Genomic DNA, 20869 nt, shown 5'->3' with positions numbered 1-20869 from the left:
TTTCAGAGTCAACCCGTTATTTCAGGATTTTTTCTCTTCAACCGACCGGGTTGTCTGTGAAGTGATTCACATCCGCCGTGTCGATGGAGGCGCATTATAGGGAGTTCTCCGCAGGCCGCAACCGCTAAATGACAGAAAAATGACTGACTGCTGCATTCCCCAGCAAAACCCCGCCTTATACCCTTTTACACACAGAGTTATCCACAGCACTGCGAAAAAGTGAAAATATGCGAGCGTTGCGCAAACGTTTTCGTTAAAATGCTCGCGCTTAACAAGGAGGCCTCGTCAGGTGTGTTAGATGAGTTTTTCGCTGGAAAATTCATCTAACGCTCTCTGTAATCGTGAAATCCAGGGGATTTACCATGCAACAACGTCGTCCAGTCCGCCGCGCTCTGCTCAGTGTTTCTGATAAAGCCGGTATCGTCGAATTCGCTCAGGCACTTTCCGCACGCGGTGTGGAGCTGCTTTCTACAGGTGGCACCGCGCGCCTGTTAGCAGAGAAAGGTCTGCCGGTAACCGAAGTGTCCGATTACACCGGTTTCCCGGAAATGATGGATGGACGCGTCAAAACCCTGCATCCGAAAGTGCACGGCGGTATTCTGGGCCGTCGCGGTCAGGACGACAGCATTATGGAGCAGCACAATATTGCCCCCATCGACATGGTGGTCGTTAACCTCTACCCGTTCGCCCAGACCGTTGCCCGCGAAGGCTGTTCTCTGGAAGACGCTGTTGAGAATATCGACATCGGCGGCCCGACCATGGTGCGCTCCGCAGCCAAGAACCATAAAGATGTGGCCATCGTGGTAAAGAGTAGTGACTACAACGCCATTATTAATGAGATGGATGCCAACGAAGGGTCCCTGACGCTTGAAACGCGTTTCGATCTCGCCATCAAAGCCTTCGAGCATACCGCCGCCTACGACAGCATGATCGCCAACTACTTCGGTAGCCTGGTACCTGCCTACCACGGTGAAAGCAAAGATCCTTCTGGCCGCTTCCCGCGCACCCTGAATCTGAACTTCATTAAGAAGCAGGATATGCGTTACGGCGAGAACAGCCACCAGCAGGCTGCCTTCTATATAGAAGAAGAGGTAAAAGAAGCCTCTGTAGCGACTGCCCAGCAGGTACAGGGCAAAGCCCTCTCCTATAACAACATTGCCGATACCGACGCCGCGCTGGAATGCGTGAAAGAGTTCAGCGAGCCAGCCTGCGTTATCGTCAAGCACGCCAACCCATGCGGCGTTGCGGTAAGTGCGTCTATTCTGGAAGCTTACGATCGCGCCTACAAAACCGACCCGACCTCCGCGTTCGGCGGCATTATCGCCTTCAACCGCGAGCTGGATGCGGAAACCGCGCAGGCCATCATCTCCCGTCAGTTTGTCGAAGTGATCATCGCGCCATCAGCATCCGAAGAGGCGCTGAAAATCACCGCGGCGAAACAGAACGTGCGCGTACTGGTTTGCGGCCAGTGGGCAGAACGCGTCCCGGGCCTGGACTTCAAGCGCGTGAACGGCGGGCTGCTGGTTCAGGACCGCGATCTGGGTATGGTGGGCGAAGCCGATCTGCGTGTCGTCACCAAACGTCAGCCAACCGAGCAGGAACTGCGTGACGCGCTGTTCTGCTGGAAAGTGGCGAAGTTTGTGAAATCCAACGCCATCGTCTACGCCAAAGAGAACATGACCATCGGAATAGGCGCAGGCCAGATGAGCCGCGTTTACTCTGCGAAAATCGCGGGTATTAAAGCAGGTGACGAAGGTCTGGAAGTCAAAGGTTCCGCCATGGCTTCTGACGCCTTCTTCCCGTTCCGTGACGGTATCGACGCGGCCGCTGCTGTGGGCATCACCTGTGTGATCCAGCCTGGCGGTTCAATCCGTGATGACGAAGTGATTGCCGCTGCCGACGAGCATGGCATCGCAATGATCTTCACCGACATGCGCCACTTCCGCCATTAATTCCCGGAGCAGAAAATGAAAGTATTAGTGATTGGTAACGGCGGGCGCGAGCACGCCCTGGCGTGGAAAGCAGCGCAGTCTCCGCAGGTTGAAACCGTCTTTGTGGCACCGGGTAACGCCGGGACCGCGCTGGAGCCCGCACTACAGAACGTCGCCATCGGTGTAACCGACATCCCGGCGCTGCTGAGCTTTGCCCAAAACGAGAATATCGATCTGACGATTGTTGGCCCGGAAGCACCGCTGGTGATCGGCGTTGTAGATGCCTTCCGCGCCGCGGGCCTGAAAATTTTCGGCCCAACGGAAGGGGCTGCGCAGCTGGAAGGCTCAAAAGCCTTCACCAAAGATTTTCTCGCGCGTCATAACATCCCGACGGCGGAATATCAGAACTTCACCGAGGTAGAGCCTGCTCTGGCTTACCTGCGTGAAAAAGGCGCGCCGATTGTGATCAAAGCCGACGGCCTGGCTGCCGGGAAAGGCGTTATCGTGGCGATGACCCTCGAAGAAGCGGAAGCCGCCGTGCAGGATATGCTGGCGGGTAACGCCTTTGGCGACGCGGGCCACCGCATCGTGATTGAAGAGTTCCTCGACGGCGAAGAAGCGAGCTTTATCGTGATGGTTGACGGCGAGCACGTTCTGCCGATGGCGACCAGCCAGGATCACAAGCGCGTAGGCAATGCCGACACGGGGCCAAACACCGGCGGGATGGGGGCTTACTCCCCTGCTCCGGTGGTCACTGACGAAGTACACCAGCGCACCATGGACCGCATCATCTGGCCAACCGTGAAGGGGATGGCTGCGGAAGGCAATACCTACACCGGTTTCCTTTACGCAGGCCTGATGATCGACAAGCAGGGTAACCCGAAGGTGATTGAATTCAACTGCCGCTTCGGCGATCCGGAAACCCAGCCGATCATGCTGCGCATGAAGTCCGATCTGGTTGATCTGTGTCTGGCGGCGTGCGAAGGCAAGCTGGACGAGAAAACTTCCGAGTGGGACGAGCGTGCCTCTTTAGGTGTGGTGATTGCTGCGGGTGGCTATCCGGGTAGCTACAACACCGGAGATGAGATCCACGGCCTGCCGCTGGAAGAGATTGACGGTGCGAAGGTATTCCACGCCGGTACCAAGCTCTCTGACGACGACCGCGTGCTCACCAACGGCGGTCGCGTGTTGTGTGCGACCGCGCTGGGCCAGACCGTGGCAGAGGCGCAGAAGCGCGCCTATGCGCTGATGGCGGATATTCACTGGAATGGCAGCTTCAGCCGCCAGGATATCGGCTATCGTGCCATTGCGCGGGAGCAGGGAGAGTAATTTCACACCCTCACCCTAACCCTCTCCCACAGGGAGAGGGGATTTACGTCAGAAACTCTTCTCTGTCGGCTGCCAGGTGCAGAAATCTTCATTCGCCACCAGCAACAGCTGAGAGCCTTCCGGCGCTTCCAGCCATGCCACACTCACCTCCACAGATGAATGCCGCTGACGACGCTGAATGTGTTCGGTTGCCCAGGATTCAAGCTCAGGCTTCACCGTCTGCCCTTCGCAGGTGGTCACCGTGCCGTCGGCATGCCAGCGCCCCTGGCGCAGCACCACGCGGCCCTGACGCAGCGCATCGCTGGTCTGGCGGAGTTGTTCAGCACGGTAGCGGTAGAGAGCGACCTGATCGCTGGAAAGCTGCTGTTTCAGTCCACTGACCTCATGCTGCATAAAGCTCAGCTCGCCGTGGTCGTCGAAACGCACCTTCACGTGTTCGGGAGTCTTACTGTAGATATTCAGTTCAATGAGCGACAGCGCATCGCCCTGCCAGCGGTATTCTGCGGTCGAGGTGTTGCCGTTATGCCACGGGCTGAATGCGGTGAGCATATGGACTTCATCGCTGGAATCTTTGCGCCAGATCCTGACCGCACCCTGGTTGTCAGCATAGCCGCTGGCGGTAAACGGGGGGAGTGAGGAATCATGGCTACAGGCAGACAGCAACAGTACGCCTGCCAGCGCGAGCGTTCCACGCCAGAATGACAAAAGGGGCGTTGCCGCCCCTTCGTTAAAACTGTTCACTGCCACGCGTCTTACTTAACTGCGTCTTTCAGTGCTTTACCAGAAACAAATGCCGGCACGTTAGCTGCGGCGATTTTGATTTCTTTACCGGTCTGCGGGTTGCGGCCAGTACGCTCAGCGCGGTGGTTCACTTTGAAGGTACCGAAACCAACCAGTTGTACAGCATCGCCTTCTTTCAGAGACTCAGTAATAGCAGCCAGGGTAGATTCCAGAGCAGCTTTAGCCTGCACTTTAGACAGATCAGCCTTGTCCGCAATTACATCAATCAGTTGAGTCTTGTTCATAAGTTATCCTTTCAATGTGTTTATCGCTTGCTAAGCATCGAGTGCGACGAAAATGCCAAAAAAGCACTCTCCTGCATACACGCACCGATAGCCACTTTTTTTCGCCCCCCAAATGTAGACCAGACGGGGGGCGAAAGGGAAGAGTCGAGGAGTGACAAAACAGGCGTTAAATCACGTTTTGTTGTCTCATTGGTTAAAAATTATACCAATATTGCTCTCACCGGCCTCGCGAAGGTCCGCGCGAAGCCCTTTGATCAGCTCAATATCACGTTCTTCACACTCCGCCAGCAGACGGAAAATTTCCCACTGAATATCCCATTCCTGTTCAACCGCCGGGTTAGCACGCAGCTCCTCGTCGGTCATTTCACGGCCTTCCTGGGTCATTTCCAGCATCGCAACGGTGGTAATGGATGCCTTACTGACTTCAATGGCGTGTTCCAGGGTTTCACCGCTCAGACGGGAGTGGATCAGCTCGCTCAACGCCACACAGGCATCAATGGCCGGGTAGACGCCATACAGGTCGAAATCATCCGCAGCCGGAATAGCCTCTTCCAGCTTTTCGAGCTGAGAGTCAAAATTTACCTTCGCATCTTTGACCGTCAGCGTCTCCCAGATTAAATCCAGGATACGACGATAAATCTGGCCTTCGCCAAACGCCGTCTGCTTGCAGAACGCGGCATAGTTGGGATACATGCGCTCGCACAGGCAAGCCATAAACGTCACGTGCTGCCAGCTTTCCAGCTTCTCAAGGCGCAGATGAATCGGGTTTTGTAACATGATGATGTCTCGAATCGAAAATTAGCCGCAGTTTACCTGAATCACGGCTGAATTTCCTGCCAACGAATGAATGCCGGACGTGAAGAGGCCACGGCGTCAGCCCAGCGGGTTGGCTCCGGTAAACGGTAGCCCTTCATACAGCGTTGCACCCACGCCAGTGCGCTATCCATGCTGACCCGATGCCCGGTGGCGATAAACAACGGGTTGCAGCGCGCTTTACTGCGCCAGACCCACGCCAGCTGCTCGCCTTTATGGATAAGCGGCGCCAGCGCGCCCGGTTCGGCAGAGAGCGGCTCAAACGCGCCGCACAGGCGTTTTTTCGCCACGCCGATGGTCGGCACGTCCACCAGCAGACCAAAGTGGCTGGCGACGCCTAAGCGACGCGGATGGGAGATACCATGCCCATCAACAAACAGCAGATCGGGTTTTCGCGAGAGTTGCTCCCACGCGGCCAGCAGCGCGGGATATTCGCGGAAGGAGAGAAAGCCGGGGATATAGGGCATGGTAGTGGCGATACGCGCCACCTTGTACTCCACCAGCTCTAGCGAAGGGTATTTCAGCACCACCATCGCCGCTCGCGTCACTTCACCGCCCTGCTCAAATCCGACGTCCGCCCCGCCAATGTACCGCGGAGGGTCCGTATCCAGACGATCCTCGCGGATCACTGATGAAGCCAGTTCGATTTGCTGAGCGCGTAGCGACGCGAGATCCATAACCACTCCTTACTTATGATACTGGGCAGAAAGCCGATGCACCGCCTCCACAAATACGCCAGCGTGTTCTGGCGGTACATCCTGATGAATACCGTGACCGAGGTTGAAGACGTGGCCTTCGCCCTGGCCGAAACCAGACAGTATAGTCGACACTTCTTCTTCGATACGGGCAGGCTGCGCATAGAGCATGGACGGATCCATGTTGCCCTGGAGCGCCACTTTGTCCCCCACGCGACGGCGCGCATCGGCAATATCGGTGGTCCAGTCGAGGCCCAGCGCGTCGCAGCCGGTGGCCGCCATCGCTTCCAGCCACTGACCGCCGCCTTTGGTAAACAGCGTCACCGGCACGCGACGGCCTTCGTTTTCACGCAGCAGGCCATCGACAATTTTGTGCATGTAGTACAGGGAGAACTGCTGATAATCACGTCCGGTCAGCACGCCGCCCCAGGTGTCGAAAATCATCACCGACTGCGCGCCCGCTTTAATCTGCGCGTTGAGATAGAGCGTGACGCTCTTCGCCAGCTTGTCGAGCAGGGCATGCAGGGCCAGCGGCTCGGCGTACATCATCTTTTTGATGACGGTAAAGGCTTTGCTGCTGCCGCCTTCCACCATGTAGGTGGCCAGCGTCCACGGACTACCGGAGAAGCCAATCAGCGGCACGTCGCCTTTCAGTTCGCGGCGAATGGTGCGCACGGCGTTCATCACATAGCCCAGCTCGCCTTCAGGATCGGGGATCGGCAGCTTATCAACGTCGGCTTTGCTTTTGATCGGAGAGGTAAAACGCGGGCCTTCTCCGGTTTCGAAATAGAGCCCAAGGCCCATCGCATCCGGAATGGTGAGAATGTCCGAAAAAAGAATGGCGGCATCGAGCGGGAAGCGGCGCAGCGGCTGGAGCGTCACTTCACAGGCCAGCTCGGCGTTTTTGCACAGCGACATAAAATCGCCTGCCTGCGCGCGCGTGGCTTTGTACTCTGGCAGATAGCGTCCCGCCTGGCGCATCATCCACACCGGGGTGACATCAACGGGCTGGCGCAGCAGCGCACGCAGATAACGATCGTTCTTCAGTTCGGTCATTTTGCAGTTCCTTATTGCGTCAGTCCGTCAGTGTAACACTACTCATACTCGGCCCGACACATTGCCACGGTATCTTCTATCAGGCGACGCGCCACCGTTCCCGGTGGGGGCAGCAGCGGTAAATCGTCGTAGCGATACCAGTTCGCCTCCAGCAGCTCTTTCTGATCGATAACAATCTCGCCGCTGTCGTATTCCGCCATAAACGCGGTCATCAGGGACATCGGGAACGGCCACGGCTGCGATGTCACATAGCGCAGGTTTTTCACCTTAATGCCGCTCTCCTCCATCACCTCGCGCGCCACCGCCTGTTCCAGCGTTTCGCCGACTTCCACGAACCCGGCGAGGACGGTGTGAATGCCGTTGCGATGGCGGGTATGCTGCGCCAGCAGGATGGAATCATCACGGCGGATGGCGACAATGATGCACGGTGCGATTTGCGGGTAATAGCGTTCACGGCAGTGGCCGCAAAGCATTGCCCACTCGGTTTTGCTCGGGTGCATGGTGTGGCCGCAGTAGCCGCAGTATTTGTGCGAGCGGTAAAACTCCGCCAGCTGCACGCCGCGCCCCGCCAGCTGGAACAGGCCGACATCCCGATCCAACACCTGACGAACGGATCCCATATCCTGACGACGAGCCTGTTGGATCAACCATACCGGATCGCCCTGCCACTCGCCGATCCGCAGCGCCGGTTGGCCGACGAGATCGAAGATGTCTGCCGCACCGTAGGGTATCTCCCCACCGGGCAGCCATAATTTTTGTTCGTGACTGACGATCCACCAACCCAGATCTGATTTTTCAATAATACGATCCATATCTATTGCACTACCTTCGCTTCACTGACATGTTGTTAGCATTATGGTTACATTTTGGATAAGCAGATCCCATTCTAAACCTTATGGAGTCGACCATGTTAAACCAGCTGGAAAGCCTGACTGAGCGCGTTGGAGGAAGTAACACCCTGGTGGATCGCTGGCTACATGTGCGCAAGCATCTACTCGTGGCGTATTACAATCTGGTTGGTCTTAAGCCTGGCAAAGAATCCTTTATGCGGCTGAATGAAAAAGCGCTGGACGACTTCTGTCAGAGCCTGGTCGACTACCTTTCCGACGGCCATTTCAACCTTTATGAACGCATTATCCGCGAAATGGAAGGGACAACGCCGTATTTAGCGGCCAGCAAACTCTGTCCGCTGCTGGAAGCCAACACCCAGCAGATCATGGACTACTACGATTCCACGCTAGAGAACGCTATCGATCACGATAACTATCTTGAGTTTCAGCAGGCGCTTTCCGACCTTGGCGAAGCGCTGGAAGAGCGATTCACGCTGGAAGACAAGCTCATCGCCCTCGTGCTGGACAACAACCTGAATATCAGCACCAGCGATAACGTTGCGCGCCCTGCTTGAGTTCTTAATCGTTAACGAGTAATTTACAACCATTCGCCCCTCTCACGAGGGGGATTTTTCTTGTCGGAGTGCCCAGTGTGAAAGCACGGGCTGAGACCGTTAATTCGGGATCCGCGGAACCTGATCAGGTTAATACCTGCGAAGGGAACAAGAGTCACACTGCTGTTGTATCGCCCCCCGGCGATCTTCTCTTGCTTCATCCGTCGTCTGACAAGCCATGTCCTTCACATCTGGAATGAGCTATGTCTACTGCAAAACTGACCCGCCGCGAACAGCGCGAACACGCACAACGCTTCATCGACACCCTGGAAGGCACCGCTTTCCCGAACTCGAAACGCATCTACATTTCCGGCTCACAGGCTGATATCCGCGTCCCGATGCGCGAAATCCAGCTCAGCCCGACGCTTATCGGCGGCAGCAAAGAGAACCCGCAGTTTGAAGACAACGAAGCCGTGCCGGTATACGACACCTCCGGCCCGTACGGCGATCCTTCTGTTGCTATCAACGTACAGCAGGGTCTGGCAAAACTGCGCCAGCCGTGGATTGACGCCCGTAACGACTGCGAAGAGCTGAGCGTGCGCAGCTCGGCGTACACCAACGCGCGCCTGGCCGACGACGGTCTGGACGCGCTGCGCTTTACCGGCCTTCTGACGCCAAAACGCGCTAAAGCGGGCAAATGCGTCACCCAGCTGCACTACGCGCGCCAGGGTATCGTCACGCCGGAGATGGAGTTCATCGCCATCCGCGAAAACATGGGCCGCGAGCGCATCCGCAGCGAAGTGCTGCGCCACCAGCATCCTGGTGAAGGGTTTGGCGCTCGCCTGCCGGAAAACATCACGCCGGAATTTGTGCGTGACGAAGTGGCCGCCGGGCGCGCCATTATCCCCGCCAATATCAACCATCCGGAATCCGAGCCGATGATTATCGGCCGCAACTTCCTGGTGAAGGTCAACGCCAACATCGGCAACTCAGCGGTGACGTCATCCATCGAAGAAGAGGTGGAAAAGCTGGTCTGGTCGACGCGCTGGGGCGCGGACACGGTGATGGACCTTTCCACTGGCCGCTATATTCATGAGACCCGCGAGTGGATCCTGCGTAACAGCCCGGTGCCGATTGGCACCGTCCCGATTTATCAGGCGCTGGAGAAGGTCAACGGCATCGCCGAAAACCTCACCTGGGAAGCGTTCCGCGACACGCTGCTGGAGCAGGCCGAGCAGGGCGTGGACTACTTCACCATCCACGCGGGCGTGCTGCTGCGCTACGTGCCGATGACGGCGAAACGTCTGACCGGTATCGTCTCACGCGGCGGTTCGATTATGGCGAAATGGTGCCTTTCCCATCATCAGGAAAACTTCCTCTACGAACACTTCCGCGAAATCTGCGAAATTTGCGCCGCGTACGACGTCTCCCTGTCGCTGGGCGACGGCCTGCGTCCTGGCTCCATCCGCGATGCTAACGACGAGGCGCAGTTTGCCGAGCTGCACACGCTGGGCGAGCTGACCAAAATCGCCTGGGAGTACGATGTGCAGGTGATGATTGAAGGCCCGGGCCATGTGCCGATGCAGATGATCCGTCGCAACATGACCGAGGAGCTGGAGCACTGCCACGAAGCACCGTTCTACACCCTGGGGCCGTTGACCACCGATATTGCGCCGGGCTACGACCACTTCACGTCAGGCATTGGCGCGGCGATGATCGGCTGGTTCGGCTGCGCCATGCTCTGCTACGTGACGCCGAAAGAGCACCTCGGGCTGCCAAACAAAGAGGACGTGAAGCAGGGGCTGATCACCTACAAGATTGCCGCCCACGCGGCGGATCTGGCGAAAGGCCATCCGGGCGCGCAAATCCGCGACAACGCCATGTCCAAAGCGCGCTTTGAATTCCGCTGGGAAGACCAGTTTAACCTGGCCCTCGATCCGTTCACCGCCCGCGCCTATCACGACGAAACCCTGCCGCAGGAATCGGGCAAAGTGGCGCACTTCTGCTCCATGTGCGGACCTAAATTCTGCTCGATGAAAATCAGCCAGGAAGTACGTGATTATGCCGCCGCGCAGACCATTGAAGTCGGCATGGCGGACATGTCGGAAACCTTCCGCGCGAAAGGCGGCGAAATCTACCTCAAAAAAGAGGAGGCATAATGTACCAGCCTGATTTCCCCCCTGTCCCCTTCCGCTTAGGGCTTTACCCGGTGGTGGACAGCGTGGCGTGGATCGCCCGCCTGCTGGAAGCTGGCGTTCGCACCCTCCAGCTACGCATCAAGGATAAACGCGATGAAGAGGTGGAGGCCGACGTGGTCGCCGCTATCGCGCTGGGACGTCGCTACCACGCCCGCCTGTTTATCAACGACTACTGGCGGCTGGCGGTTAAACACCAGGCGTACGGCGTGCATCTGGGACAGGAAGATCTGGAAACGACCGATCTCAACGCGATCCGTGACGCCGGTCTGCGGCTGGGCGTCTCCACCCACGACGATATGGAGATCGACGTGGCGCTGGCGGCCCGCCCCTCTTATATCGCGCTCGGGCACGTTTTCCCGACGCAAACCAAACAGATGCCGTCCGCTCCACAGGGTTTGACGCAGCTGGCGGCCCACGTTAAGCGCCTTGCCGATTACCCCACCGTCGCCATCGGCGGGATCAGCCTTGAACGTGCGCCCGCGGTGCTGGAGACCGGCGTCGGCAGTATCGCCGTCGTCAGCGCTATCACCCAGGCGGCAGACTGGCAGGCCGCCACCGCGCAGCTTTTACAACTGGCAGGAGCAGGTGATGAAAGATCGTGATTTTATGCGTTACAGCCGCCAGATCCTGCTGGAGGATATCGCCATCGAGGGGCAGCAAAAGCTGCTCGCCAGCCGGGTACTGATTGTCGGTCTGGGCGGATTAGGCACCCCCGCCGCGCTGTATCTGGCCGGCGCGGGCGTGGGCACGCTGGTGCTGGCCGATGACGACGAGGTACATCTCAGCAATCTGCAACGGCAAATTCTCTTTACGACAGAAGATATCAACCAGCCTAAAGCGCACGTTACGCGCCAGCGGCTGAACCAGCTTAACCCCGATATCGAACTGGTCGCACTCCAGACGCGGCTGAGCGGGGAAGATCTGCAACGCGAAGTGGCCCTTGCCGACGTGGTGCTGGACTGTACGGACAATATGGCGACACGTCAGGCCATCAACGCGGCCTGTGTTGCGCAGAACACGCCGCTGATCACCGCCAGCGCGGTCGGTTTCGGTGGGCAAATAATGGTGCTTACGCCGCCGTGGGCACAGGGCTGCTACCGCTGCCTGTGGCCGGACGAGGCTGAACCGGAGCGTAACTGCCGCACGGCAGGCATTCTGGGCCCGGTGGTGGGCGTGATGGGTACTCTTCAGGCGCTGGAGGCCATCAAGTTGCTCAGCGGCATGGAGACAGAACGCAACACGCTGCGGCTGTTCGACGCCCGCTCCAGCGGCTGGCGTCATCTGGCGTTAAACCGTGCCAGCCACTGCCCGGTATGCGGAGGCCGCAATGCGCATTCTGTTTAACGATGAGCCGATGACGTGCGACGACGATCTCACCGTTGCCGCCCTGCTCGACATGCTGCGCCAGCTGAAGCCGGGAACGGCGCTGGCGCTCAATCAACAGATCCTGCCGCGCGAGCGGTGGGAACATCAGCAGGTCAATGAGGGCGACCAGATCCTGCTGTTTCAGGTTATCGCAGGGGGCTGAGATGTTACGTATTGCCGACAAAGTCTTTGATTCACATCTGTTTACCGGAACCGGAAAATTCGCCTCCCCGCAACTGATGGTGGATGCCATTCGTGAAAGCGGCAGCCAGCTGGTGACGCTGGCGATGAAGCGCGTGGATTTGCGTCAGCACAACGATGCCATACTTGCGCCGTTACTGGAGGCAGGCGTGACGCTCTTACCGAATACCTCCGGTGCAAAAACGGCCGAGGAAGCAATTTTCGCTGCGCAACTGGCGCGGGAAGCGCTCGGCACCCGCTGGCTGAAGCTGGAAATTCACCCGGACGCCCGCTGGCTGTTGCCCGATCCGATCGAAACCCTGAAAGCGGCAGAGAAGCTGGTGCAGCAGGGATTCACCGTTCTGCCCTACTGTGGTGCCGACCCCGTGCTCTGTAAGCGTCTGGAAGAGGTCGGCTGCGCGGCCGTAATGCCGCTGGGCGCCCCCATTGGCTCCAACCAGGGGCTGGAGACCCGCGCGATGCTGGAAATCATTATTGAGCAGGCGACCGTGCCCGTGGTGGTGGATGCGGGCATCGGCGTACCCAGTCACGCCGCGCAGGCGCTGGAGATAGGGGCCGATGCGGTGCTGGTCAATACCGCGATTGCGGTGGCCGACGACCCGGTGATGATGGCGCGTGCGTTCCGCCTTGCCGTGGAGTCCGGTCTGCTGGCTCGGCAGTCCGGCCCCGGCTCGCGCAGTGTTCAGGCGCAGGCCACCAGCCCGCTGACCGATTTTCTGGAGGCGCTCTGATGGCTACCTTTACCGATCGCTGGCGTCAGCTTAACTGGGACGATATTGCCTTACGCATCAACAGTAAAACCTCTGCGGACGTAGAGCGGGCATTAACAGCCAACCATTTGACGCGCGAGGATTTGATGGCCCTGCTTTCTCCGGCAGCCAGCGCGTACCTTGAACCGATGGCCCAGCGCGCGCAACGCCTCACCCGCCAGCGTTTTGGCAACACGGTGAGCTTTTACGTGCCGCTCTATCTTTCTAACCTGTGCGCCAATGACTGCACCTACTGTGGTTTCTCCATGAGCAACCGTATTAAGCGTAAAACGCTGGATGAGCATGAGATCGCCCGCGAGTGTGCGGCTATTCGTGAGATGGGTTTTGAACATCTCCTGCTGGTGACGGGTGAACATCAGGGCAAAGTGGGGATGGACTATTTTCGCCAGCATCTTCCGGCCATCCGCCGCGAATTTGCCTCGTTGCAAATGGAAGTGCAGCCTCTGTCGCAGGAGGAATATGCGGAGCTGAAAACCCTCGGGCTGGACGGCGTAATGGTTTATCAGGAAACCTACCATGAGGCGACCTATGCCCGGCATCACCTGAAAGGGAAGAAGCAGGATTTCATCTTCCGGCTGGAAACGCCGGACAGGCTGGGGCGCGCCGGTATCGATAAAATTGGGCTGGGCGCGCTTATCGGTCTGTCCGACAGCTGGCGGGTGGACTGCTATATGGTGGCGGAGCATCTGCTGTGGCTACAGCAGCAGTACTGGCAAAGCCGCTATTCCATCTCTTTCCCGCGACTGCGTCCCTGTACGGGAGGCGTTGAACCCGCCTCGCTGATGGATGAGCGCCAGCTGGTGCAAACCCTGTGTGCATTTCGCCTGTTCGCGCCGGAAGTGGAATTGTCGCTCTCCACGCGTGAATCCCCCGCGTTTCGCGACCGCGCGATCCCGCTGGCGATCAATAACGTCAGCGCCTTTTCCAAAACGCAGCCGGGCGGTTACGCGGACGATCACCCGGAACTGGAACAGTTTGCACCGCACGACGGCCGACGGCCCGAAGCGGTGGCGGAAGCCCTGACTGCGCAGGGGCTACAGCCGGTGTGGAAAGACTGGGATAGCTGGCTGGGAAGAGCCTCGCATTAGCGCTGAAACTGTCTGCAAAAATGCGAAAAGGTTACGAGGCGGCTCGTAAGATCATAACCGGGCGATTGAGGCGATCTGCCCGGTTTTCTTATGCTTAACCACGTCAGCAACGGACGCTGACCAGGGTGAAAATGCTTCTTCCTCGTTTCGCCCTGCCCTCCGCCTCTTAAACAAAATTCAATTGATACAATAAATACGTCGTTTCTTATCTACGCTTAAGATAAATCATCTCGTCGGTAATCGCCTTCTGTATAATTTACTACCAGCAACCGGACAGCGACTATGCTGAGGGTATCGACAGACGCAACGCGTCTACCATCTGGATTGATGTACAACTCATGGCACTCCACAGTAAAAAGCTCTCTTTTACCCGGCCAATTATGGTCAGCTTCGCGGGGATCCTGTTCAGTTTCGCGCTGATCGCCGTCCTGGTCATCCTTTCACAGAGAAAGGATTTTCTTGAGGATTATCATAAAATTAATGGTAATTTCACCCATAATCTGGCGGTGAACTATACCGAATCCATCCTGCGAGAAAATGACTATATTCTTGGTCGCGCTGCGATGTACTTCGCCCGTAACGACAGAGTAAATCAGACAATAAATATCGATCCGACACACGGTTTGCAGATGTTGATGCATTTGCAGAACCTGATGCCGACGGTGTCGTCTATCTCTCTGGCGGACACAGAAGGGCGCCATCTGCGCGCGCCGGAAGTGCTGCCAACGGAGAAAAGTAAGTCGTTCGACGCCAGAACCCGCCCATGGTTTGTCGGGCAAGCGGAAGCCAGCAACTTTCCTCACTACACCCGCCCCTATCTGGACTATTTCACCCAACATCCTACTGTCACCCTCTATAAGCCGGTCATTTCACCGGAAGGCCGTCTGAAGGGCACGCTCGCTTTCCATCTTGATTTAACGTCCATGGGGTATACCCTGCGCCAGATGGTGGCGCCTGTTCAGGGTGAGTTTTTTGTCGTGGAGCGTGACGGCGCCGTTGTGCTGCATCCGGACACGGGGGCGCTCTTTAAGCAGTACGTAAGCGAAGCGCTGATGGACAAAATGACCAGCGGCGAAGGCCATCTTTTCGACCCCAAAAGTAAAACCTGGTATTACTACTACTCTTTCACCAATCCGGACTGGTTTGTGATTTATCGGGTCTCCGATGCCACGCTTAACGTCATCACCCGGCATGAAACCACCGTCGTCGGCTGGGGATTTGCGCTGGCGGCAATCATCATCATTTTGTTCGGGCTTTACCTTCGTCATGCCTCGCGTTCTGTGCTGATGAACATTATCAACGCCATCAAAACCGGCGACGTCAACCAGGCACCACGCCTTGAGGCGATGCTCAGCCATACCATTCGAACCAATAAAGAACGCGAGCTGGCCTATGTCCGTCAGGCCACCCATGATGCGCTGACAGGTTGCAAAAATCGCCGTGCGTTCGATAACGATGTGGATGAGCTGCTGACCGCTCATCAACCCTTCGTTCTGGCGCTGATCGACATCGATAACTTCAAATCCATTAACGACACCTGGGGCCACCTGAGCGGGGATATTGTGCTGCGCAACGTGGCGCGGGAAGGTATTCAGATCATGCAGCCGCACCACGTTTCCGTTTACCGCTACGGTGGAGAAGAGTTCGGCGTGATATTCCCGGCCGAGCTGATGAACTCCGCGCACGCGCTACTGGAAGCCTGGCGCACCGCCGTTGAAAAGCGGACCTGGCGGGAAGAGAATCTGCGAGTGACCTTCAGCGCCGGGATGGGGGAGTGGCACTTCGAACCGCTGGAACAATTTATCGGTAGCGTAGATGAAGCGCTGTATACCGCTAAACAACAGGGTAAAAACCGCATCGTAAGCACGGCCAGCCGATAATACCCTTCCTCAAATTCTGCCCGATCTGACGGGCAGAATGCTCTCCGCTGTAAAATTGTAACCGGTTTCAGGAAAATGCCGATTTCTTTGTGATGCCTGACACACAATCACGGTAAAGCGGTTGTTGAAGCGGTCTGCACGGGATAATTATCAATAAACACATGTAGATCGAGGCTGACTATGAAGAACATCGTTTTATGCTGTGCAGCGGGAATGTCAACCAGCATGCTGGTTCAACGTATGAAAGATGCCGCGCAGAAAAAAGGAGTCGAAGTAACCATTAAAGCCGTTCCGGTCGCGGAGTTTAAAGATAACATCGCGACGGCTGATATCGTATTACTGGGGCCACAGGTTAAATACGAACAGGCAAAACTCCAGGCGCAGGCCGATCCGCTCGGAAAAAAGGTTGCGGTCATCGACATGATGGATTACGGCATGATGAAAGGTGATGCCGTACTGGAAAAAGCGCTCAAACTTCTGGAGTCATAATGGAAGACTTAGAAACCACGATTATGGAACTGCTTGTCAACGCAGGCGCAGCGCGCAGCGCGGCCCTGACGGCGTTGCAGATGGCGCGAAAAGGCGACTTTGATGAAGCCGAGAAAGCGATGGAAGAATCGCGTGAATATGTGAAACATGCGCATACGATCCAGACGCAGCTTATCGGTCTTGATGAAGGGACCGGGAAACTTCCGGTTAACCTGATCACCGTTCACTCTCAGGATCACCTGATGAACGCGATGGTTATTCAGGATCTGGCGGGCGATATGATTGAGCTTTATCGACGTATCCCGTTAGTGAACTGAAGACATACAGATGTAAAAAAACCCGCCTCGGCGGGTTTTTTATTTACGGCATCAACGATTACTCGTTGTCGGAACCGCCCAGACCTGCGTTCAGCAGTTCTGCAAGGCTCGCGGATGCATCTTCGGCAGTCACCTGCGGTGCAGCTGGCAGTTCGCCCGCTGCGCGACGACGCATACGATCCTGGTGGTACGCATAACCGGTACCGGCCGGGATCAGACGACCCACGATAACGTTCTCTTTCAGACCGCGCAGTTCATCACGTTTACCTGCAACAGCCGCTTCGGTCAGGACACGAGTGGTTTCCTGGAACGATGCAGCAGAGATGAAGGACTCGGTTGCCAGAGACGCTTTGGTGATACCCAGCAGATCGCGTGCGAAGGTCGCACCGATTTTGCCGTTCGCTTCCAGATCGCGGTTAGCGATCTTAACGCGTGAGTATTCAACCTGCTCGCCTTCCAGGAAGTCGGAGCTGCCCGCGTTTTCGATGGTTGCTTTACGCAGCATCTGACGAACGATAACTTCAATGTGTTTATCGTTAATCTTAACGCCTTGCAGACGGTATACGTCCTGTACTTCGTTAACAATGTAACGGGTAACAGCATGCACACCACGCAGACGCAGGATGTCGTGCGGCGCTTCTGGACCATCGGAAACCACGTCACCACGTTCTACGCGTTCACCTTCGAACACGTTGAGCTGACGCCACTTAGGAATCATCTCTTCGTACGGCTCGCTGCCATCTACTGGCGTAATAACCAGGCGGCGCTTACCTTTGGTCTCTTTACCGAAGGAGATGATACCGCTGATTTCAGCCAGGATCGCAGGCTCTTTCGGACGACGTGCTTCGAACAGGTCCGCAACGCGTGGCAGACCACCGGTGATGTCCTTGGTACCGCCGGATTCCTGAGGAATACGCGCCAGGGTGTCACCAGAGCTGATCTGTACGCCATCTTCCAGCTGTACAATCGCTTTACCCGGCAGGAAGTACTGCGCAGGCATATCGGTACCAGGGATCAGAACGTCGTTACCCTGAGCATCAACGATTTTCAGTGCAGGACGCAGATCTTTACCGCCGGTAGTACGTTCAGCAGAATCCAGAACCACCAGAGAAGACAGACCGGTCAGCTCGTCGGTCTGACGAGTAATGGTCTGGCCGTCGATCATGTCAGTGAAGCGGATGAAACCACTTACTTCGGTGATAACCGGCATGGTGTGTGGATCCCAGTTTGCAACGGTTTCACCGCCAGCAACCTGCTCGCCATCACCTTTCGCCATAACCGCACCGTAAGGCACTTTATAGCTCTCTTTGGTACGACCGAATTCGTCGATCAGCTTCAGCTCGGTGTTACGGGAAGTGATAACCAGTTTACCGCTGGAGTTCACAACCGACTTCGCGTTGCTGAGCTTGATGCTACCTTTGTTTTTCACCTGGATGCTGGATTCAGCAGCCGCACGAGATGCCGCACCACCGATGTGGAACGTACGCATCGTCAGCTGTGTACCCGGCTCACCGATGGACTGTGCCGCGATAACGCCGATAGCTTCACCTTTGTTGATGATGTGGCCACGCGCCAGGTCACGACCGTAGCAGTGCGCACACACACCAAAGTCGGTGTCACAGGATACAACGGAACGCACTTTCACGGAGTCAACAGAGTTCGCTTCCAGCAGGTCACACCACTGTTCGTGCAGCAGGGTGTTGCGTGGAACCAGAATGTCTGCGGTGCCCGGCTTCAGAATGTCTTCCGCGGTCACACGACCCAGTACGCGATCGCGCAGCGGCTCTTTAACATCACCACCCTCGATAACCGGGGTCATGGTGATACCTTCGAGGGTGCCACAATCGTCTTCGGTGACGACCAGATCCTGCGCAACGTCAACCAGACGACGCGTCAGATAACCGGAGTTCGCCGTTTTCAGTGCGGTATCCGCCAGACCTTTACGCGCACCGTGCGTGGAGATGAAGTACTGGAGTACGTTCAGACCTTCACGGAAGTTCGCAGTGATTGGCGTTTCGATGATGGAGCCATCTGGCTTCGCCATCAGACCACGCATACCTGCCAGCTGACGAATCTGTGCCGCAGAACCACGCGCACCGGAGTCGGCCATCATGTAGATGCTGTTGAAGGAGACCTGCTGCTCTTCTACGCCGTCACGGTTAATCACGGTTTCGGTTTGCAGGTTATCCATCATCGCTTTAGATACACGATCGTTCGCCGCAGCCCAGATATCGATAACTTTGTTGTAACGTTCGCCTGCGGTTACCAGACCAGACTGGAACTGCTCCTGGATCTCAGCAACTTCAGCTTCCGCTTCAGAGATGATCTCGTGTTTCTTCTCTGGGATGACCATGTCATCGATACCAACAGATGCACCTGAACGCGCTGCATAAGCAAAGCCGGTGTACATTGTCTGGTCAGCGAAGATAACGGTCGGCTTCAGACCCAGAATGCGGTAACAGGTGTTCAGCATTTTGGAGATCGCTTTCTTGCCCAGCGCCTGGTTGACGATGGAGAAAGGCAGACCTTTCGGTACGATCATCCACAGAATGGCACGGCCAACGGTCGTGTCTTTCAGGCTGGTGTGCGCAACGAACTCGCCGTTTTCATCTTTTTCGTATTCGGTGATACGCACTTTAACGCGCGCATGCAGAGAGGCCAGGCCAGCGCGATAAATACGCTCAGCTTCTTTCGGGCCAGTCAGCACCATGCCTTCGCCTTTGGCGTTAACACAGTCACGGGTCATGTAGTACAGACCCAGTACAACGTCCTGAGAAGGAACGATGATAGGTTCACCGTTCGCTGGAGACAGGATGTTGTTGGTAGACATCATCAGCGCACGCGCTTCGAGCTGGGCTTCCAGCGTCAGCGGTACGTGAACAGCCATCTGGTCACCATCGAAGTCGGCGTTATAGGCCGCACAAACCAGCGGGTGCAGCTGGATCGCTTTACCTTCGATCAGGACTGGCTCAAAGGCCTGGATACCCAGACGGTGCAGAGTTGGTGCACGGTTCAGCAGTACCGGGTGTTCGCGGATCACTTCGTCCAGGATATCCCAAACGACAGCTTCTTCACGCTCAACCATTTTCTTCGCGGCTTTGATGGTGGTGGCGAGGCCACGCAGTTCCAGCTTGCCGTAGATGAACGGTTTGAACAGCTCCAGTGCCATTTTCTTCGGCAGACCGCACTGATGCAGACGCAGGTATGGACCTACGGTGATTACAGAACGACCGGAGTAGTCAACACGCTTACCGAGCAGGTTCTGACGGAAACGACCCTGCTTACCTTTGATCATGTCGGCCAAAGATTTCAGAGGACGTTTGTTAGAACCGGTGATCGCACGACCACGACGACCGTTATCCAACAGGGCATCGACTGCTTCCTGAAGCATACGTTTTTCGTTGCGTACGATGATGTCCGGCGCAGCCAGATCCAGCAGACGTTTCAGACGGTTGTTACGGTTGATCACGCGACGGTACAGATCGTTCAGATCCGACGTTGCGAAACGACCACCATCCAGCGGAACCAGCGGACGCAGATCTGGCGGCAGAACCGGCAGAACGGTCAGGATCATCCACTCTGGTTTGTTACCAGACTGAACGAACGCTTCCAGCAGTTTGATACGCTTGGTCAGCTTTTTACGCTTGGTTTCGGAGTTGGTTTCATTCAGCTCTTCGCGCAGAGTTTCACACTCTTGCTCCAGATCCATGCTCTTCAGCAGGGCCTGGATAGCTTCCGCACCCATCTTCGCGTCAAATTCGTCACCGAACTCTTCCAGCGCGTCCAGATACTGTTCTTCGGTCAGGATCTGGTTACGTTCCAGATTGGTCATCCCGCCTTCGATAACCACATAAGATTCGAAGTACAGAACACGTTCGATATCGCGCAGCGGCATATCCAGCAGCAGACCGATACGGGACGGCAGAGATTTCAGGAACCAGATGTGAGCGGTCGGAGACGCCAGCTCGATGTGGCCCATACGCTCACGGCGTACTTTGGTCTGGGTCACTTCAACGCCGCACTTCTCACAGATCACACCACGGTGTTTCAGGCGCTTGTACTTACCGCACAGGCACTCGTAATCTTTTACTGGCCCGAAAATACGCGCACAGAAAAGGCCGTCACGCTCAGGTTTGAACGTACGGTAGTTAATGGTTTCCGGCTTTTTAACTTCACCGAAAGACCATGAACGGATCATGTCTGGCGAAGCCAGAGCAATTTTGATCGCATCAAACTCTTCGGTTTTAGTTTGCGCTTTCAGAAACTTTAATAAGTCTTTCACGGATTTGCTCCCGTCGGAGTTAGCACACTCTGCTGTCGGGCGTTAA

19 protein-coding genes and 1 riboswitch are annotated in these 20869 nt (G+C 56.5%); of the genes, 12 read left to right on the top strand and 7 right to left on the bottom strand.

Annotated elements, in window-relative coordinates:
* Positions 1 to 362: 362 nt before the first annotated feature.
* Both purH and purD read left to right on the top strand, forming a co-directional pair.
* Positions 363 to 1952, top strand: coding sequence for a bifunctional phosphoribosylaminoimidazolecarboxamide formyltransferase/IMP cyclohydrolase (gene purH / locus ACOTY5_RS19300; protein ID WP_017384075.1), 1590 nt, complete (start codon positions 363 to 365; stop codon positions 1950 to 1952).
* Between the two features lie 15 nt (positions 1953 to 1967).
* Entirely contained in the window at positions 1968 to 3260 is a 1293-nt protein-coding gene (purD, locus tag ACOTY5_RS19295; RefSeq protein WP_015569963.1) for a phosphoribosylamine--glycine ligase, read from the top strand.
* Between the two features lie 48 nt (positions 3261 to 3308).
* Here purD and ACOTY5_RS19290 read toward each other — a convergent pair whose 3' ends face one another.
* From ACOTY5_RS19290 to nudC, 6 genes are all read right to left on the bottom strand, one after another.
* Positions 3309 to 4001 (bottom strand): DUF1481 domain-containing protein, encoded by a 693-nt coding sequence (locus ACOTY5_RS19290; protein ID WP_017384076.1) that lies wholly within the window; start codon positions 3999 to 4001, stop codon positions 3309 to 3311.
* Between the two features lie 11 nt (positions 4002 to 4012).
* A complete protein-coding gene (hupA, locus tag ACOTY5_RS19285) occupies positions 4013 to 4285 on the bottom strand; it encodes a nucleoid-associated protein HU-alpha (RefSeq protein WP_002445246.1) in 273 nt (90 codons plus the stop codon).
* A gap of 186 nt (positions 4286 to 4471) precedes the next feature.
* Entirely contained in the window at positions 4472 to 5062 is a 591-nt protein-coding gene (locus ACOTY5_RS19280; RefSeq protein WP_003862310.1) for a YjaG family protein, read from the bottom strand.
* A 41-nt stretch (positions 5063 to 5103) separates the two neighbouring features.
* Complete coding sequence (gene nfi / locus ACOTY5_RS19275) at positions 5104 to 5775, bottom strand: deoxyribonuclease V (RefSeq protein WP_023302920.1); 672 nt, start codon at positions 5773 to 5775, stop codon at positions 5104 to 5106.
* A 9-nt stretch (positions 5776 to 5784) separates the two neighbouring features.
* Positions 5785 to 6849 carry a uroporphyrinogen decarboxylase gene (hemE, locus tag ACOTY5_RS19270; RefSeq protein ID WP_022650209.1) on the bottom strand — a complete coding sequence of 355 codons (1065 nt, stop codon included), beginning with the start codon at positions 6847 to 6849 and terminating at the stop codon, positions 5785 to 5787.
* A gap of 38 nt (positions 6850 to 6887) precedes the next feature.
* Complete coding sequence (gene nudC / locus ACOTY5_RS19265; RefSeq protein ID WP_015569966.1) at positions 6888 to 7661, bottom strand: NAD(+) diphosphatase; 774 nt, start codon at positions 7659 to 7661, stop codon at positions 6888 to 6890.
* A 95-nt stretch (positions 7662 to 7756) separates the two neighbouring features.
* Between nudC and ACOTY5_RS19260 the strand changes: the two genes are divergently transcribed.
* The 10 genes from ACOTY5_RS19260 (at position 7757) to ACOTY5_RS19215 (ending at position 16541) form a co-directional block, all read left to right on the top strand.
* Positions 7757 to 8254: an Rsd/AlgQ family anti-sigma factor gene (locus ACOTY5_RS19260; RefSeq protein WP_017384077.1), complete on the top strand. Its 498-nt coding sequence runs from the start codon at positions 7757 to 7759 to the stop codon at positions 8252 to 8254.
* A gap of 54 nt (positions 8255 to 8308) precedes the next feature.
* A riboswitch (TPP riboswitch) is annotated at positions 8309 to 8418 on the top strand.
* A 78-nt stretch (positions 8419 to 8496) separates the two neighbouring features.
* On the top strand, positions 8497 to 10392 hold the full coding sequence (thiC, locus tag ACOTY5_RS19255; RefSeq protein ID WP_023302919.1) for a phosphomethylpyrimidine synthase ThiC: 1896 nt from the start codon (positions 8497 to 8499) through the stop codon (positions 10390 to 10392).
* Positions 10392 to 11033: a thiamine phosphate synthase gene (thiE, locus tag ACOTY5_RS19250; protein ID WP_017384079.1), complete on the top strand. Its 642-nt coding sequence runs from the start codon at positions 10392 to 10394 to the stop codon at positions 11031 to 11033. Before thiC ends, thiE begins: the two co-directional genes overlap by 1 nt.
* Positions 11020 to 11775: a thiazole biosynthesis adenylyltransferase ThiF gene (thiF, locus tag ACOTY5_RS19245; protein WP_023302918.1), complete on the top strand. Its 756-nt coding sequence runs from the start codon at positions 11020 to 11022 to the stop codon at positions 11773 to 11775. The genes thiE and thiF overlap by 14 nt, the downstream gene beginning before the upstream one ends.
* The gene (gene thiS, locus ACOTY5_RS19240) at positions 11759 to 11959 is read left to right on the top strand and encodes a sulfur carrier protein ThiS (RefSeq protein ID WP_015569971.1); all 201 of its coding nucleotides are present in this window, start codon (positions 11759 to 11761) and stop codon (positions 11957 to 11959) included. The genes thiF and thiS overlap by 17 nt, the downstream gene beginning before the upstream one ends.
* Before the next feature lies 1 nt (position 11960).
* Complete coding sequence (gene thiG, locus ACOTY5_RS19235; RefSeq protein ID WP_015569972.1) at positions 11961 to 12728, top strand: thiazole synthase; 768 nt, start codon at positions 11961 to 11963, stop codon at positions 12726 to 12728.
* Positions 12728 to 13855 (top strand): 2-iminoacetate synthase ThiH, encoded by a 1128-nt coding sequence (gene thiH, locus ACOTY5_RS19230; protein ID WP_045142464.1) that lies wholly within the window; start codon positions 12728 to 12730, stop codon positions 13853 to 13855. The genes thiG and thiH overlap by 1 nt, the downstream gene beginning before the upstream one ends.
* Positions 13856 to 14193: 338 nt before the next feature.
* Positions 14194 to 15735 (top strand): sensor domain-containing diguanylate cyclase, encoded by a 1542-nt coding sequence (locus ACOTY5_RS19225; RefSeq protein WP_045142463.1) that lies wholly within the window; start codon positions 14194 to 14196, stop codon positions 15733 to 15735.
* Positions 15736 to 15915: 180 nt separating this feature from the next.
* Complete coding sequence (locus tag ACOTY5_RS19220; RefSeq protein ID WP_010425948.1) at positions 15916 to 16224, top strand: PTS sugar transporter subunit IIB; 309 nt, start codon at positions 15916 to 15918, stop codon at positions 16222 to 16224.
* Positions 16224 to 16541: a PTS lactose/cellobiose transporter subunit IIA gene (locus tag ACOTY5_RS19215; RefSeq protein ID WP_003862327.1), complete on the top strand. Its 318-nt coding sequence runs from the start codon at positions 16224 to 16226 to the stop codon at positions 16539 to 16541. The genes ACOTY5_RS19220 and ACOTY5_RS19215 overlap by 1 nt, the downstream gene beginning before the upstream one ends.
* Before the next feature lie 58 nt (positions 16542 to 16599).
* Here the strand turns inward: ACOTY5_RS19215 and rpoC are convergent, their stop codons facing one another.
* Complete coding sequence (rpoC, locus tag ACOTY5_RS19210; protein ID WP_017384083.1) at positions 16600 to 20823, bottom strand: DNA-directed RNA polymerase subunit beta'; 4224 nt, start codon at positions 20821 to 20823, stop codon at positions 16600 to 16602.
* Between the last annotated feature and the right edge of the window lie 46 nt (positions 20824 to 20869).

It is taken from the genome of Enterobacter cloacae complex sp. SHL018 (assembly GCF_049237905.1).
GTDB classification, from domain to species: Bacteria; Pseudomonadota; Gammaproteobacteria; order Enterobacterales; family Enterobacteriaceae; genus Enterobacter; species Enterobacter hormaechei_C.
Note: the sequence above shows the minus strand (reverse complement) of the source record. Positions and strands in the feature narration are given on the sequence as shown.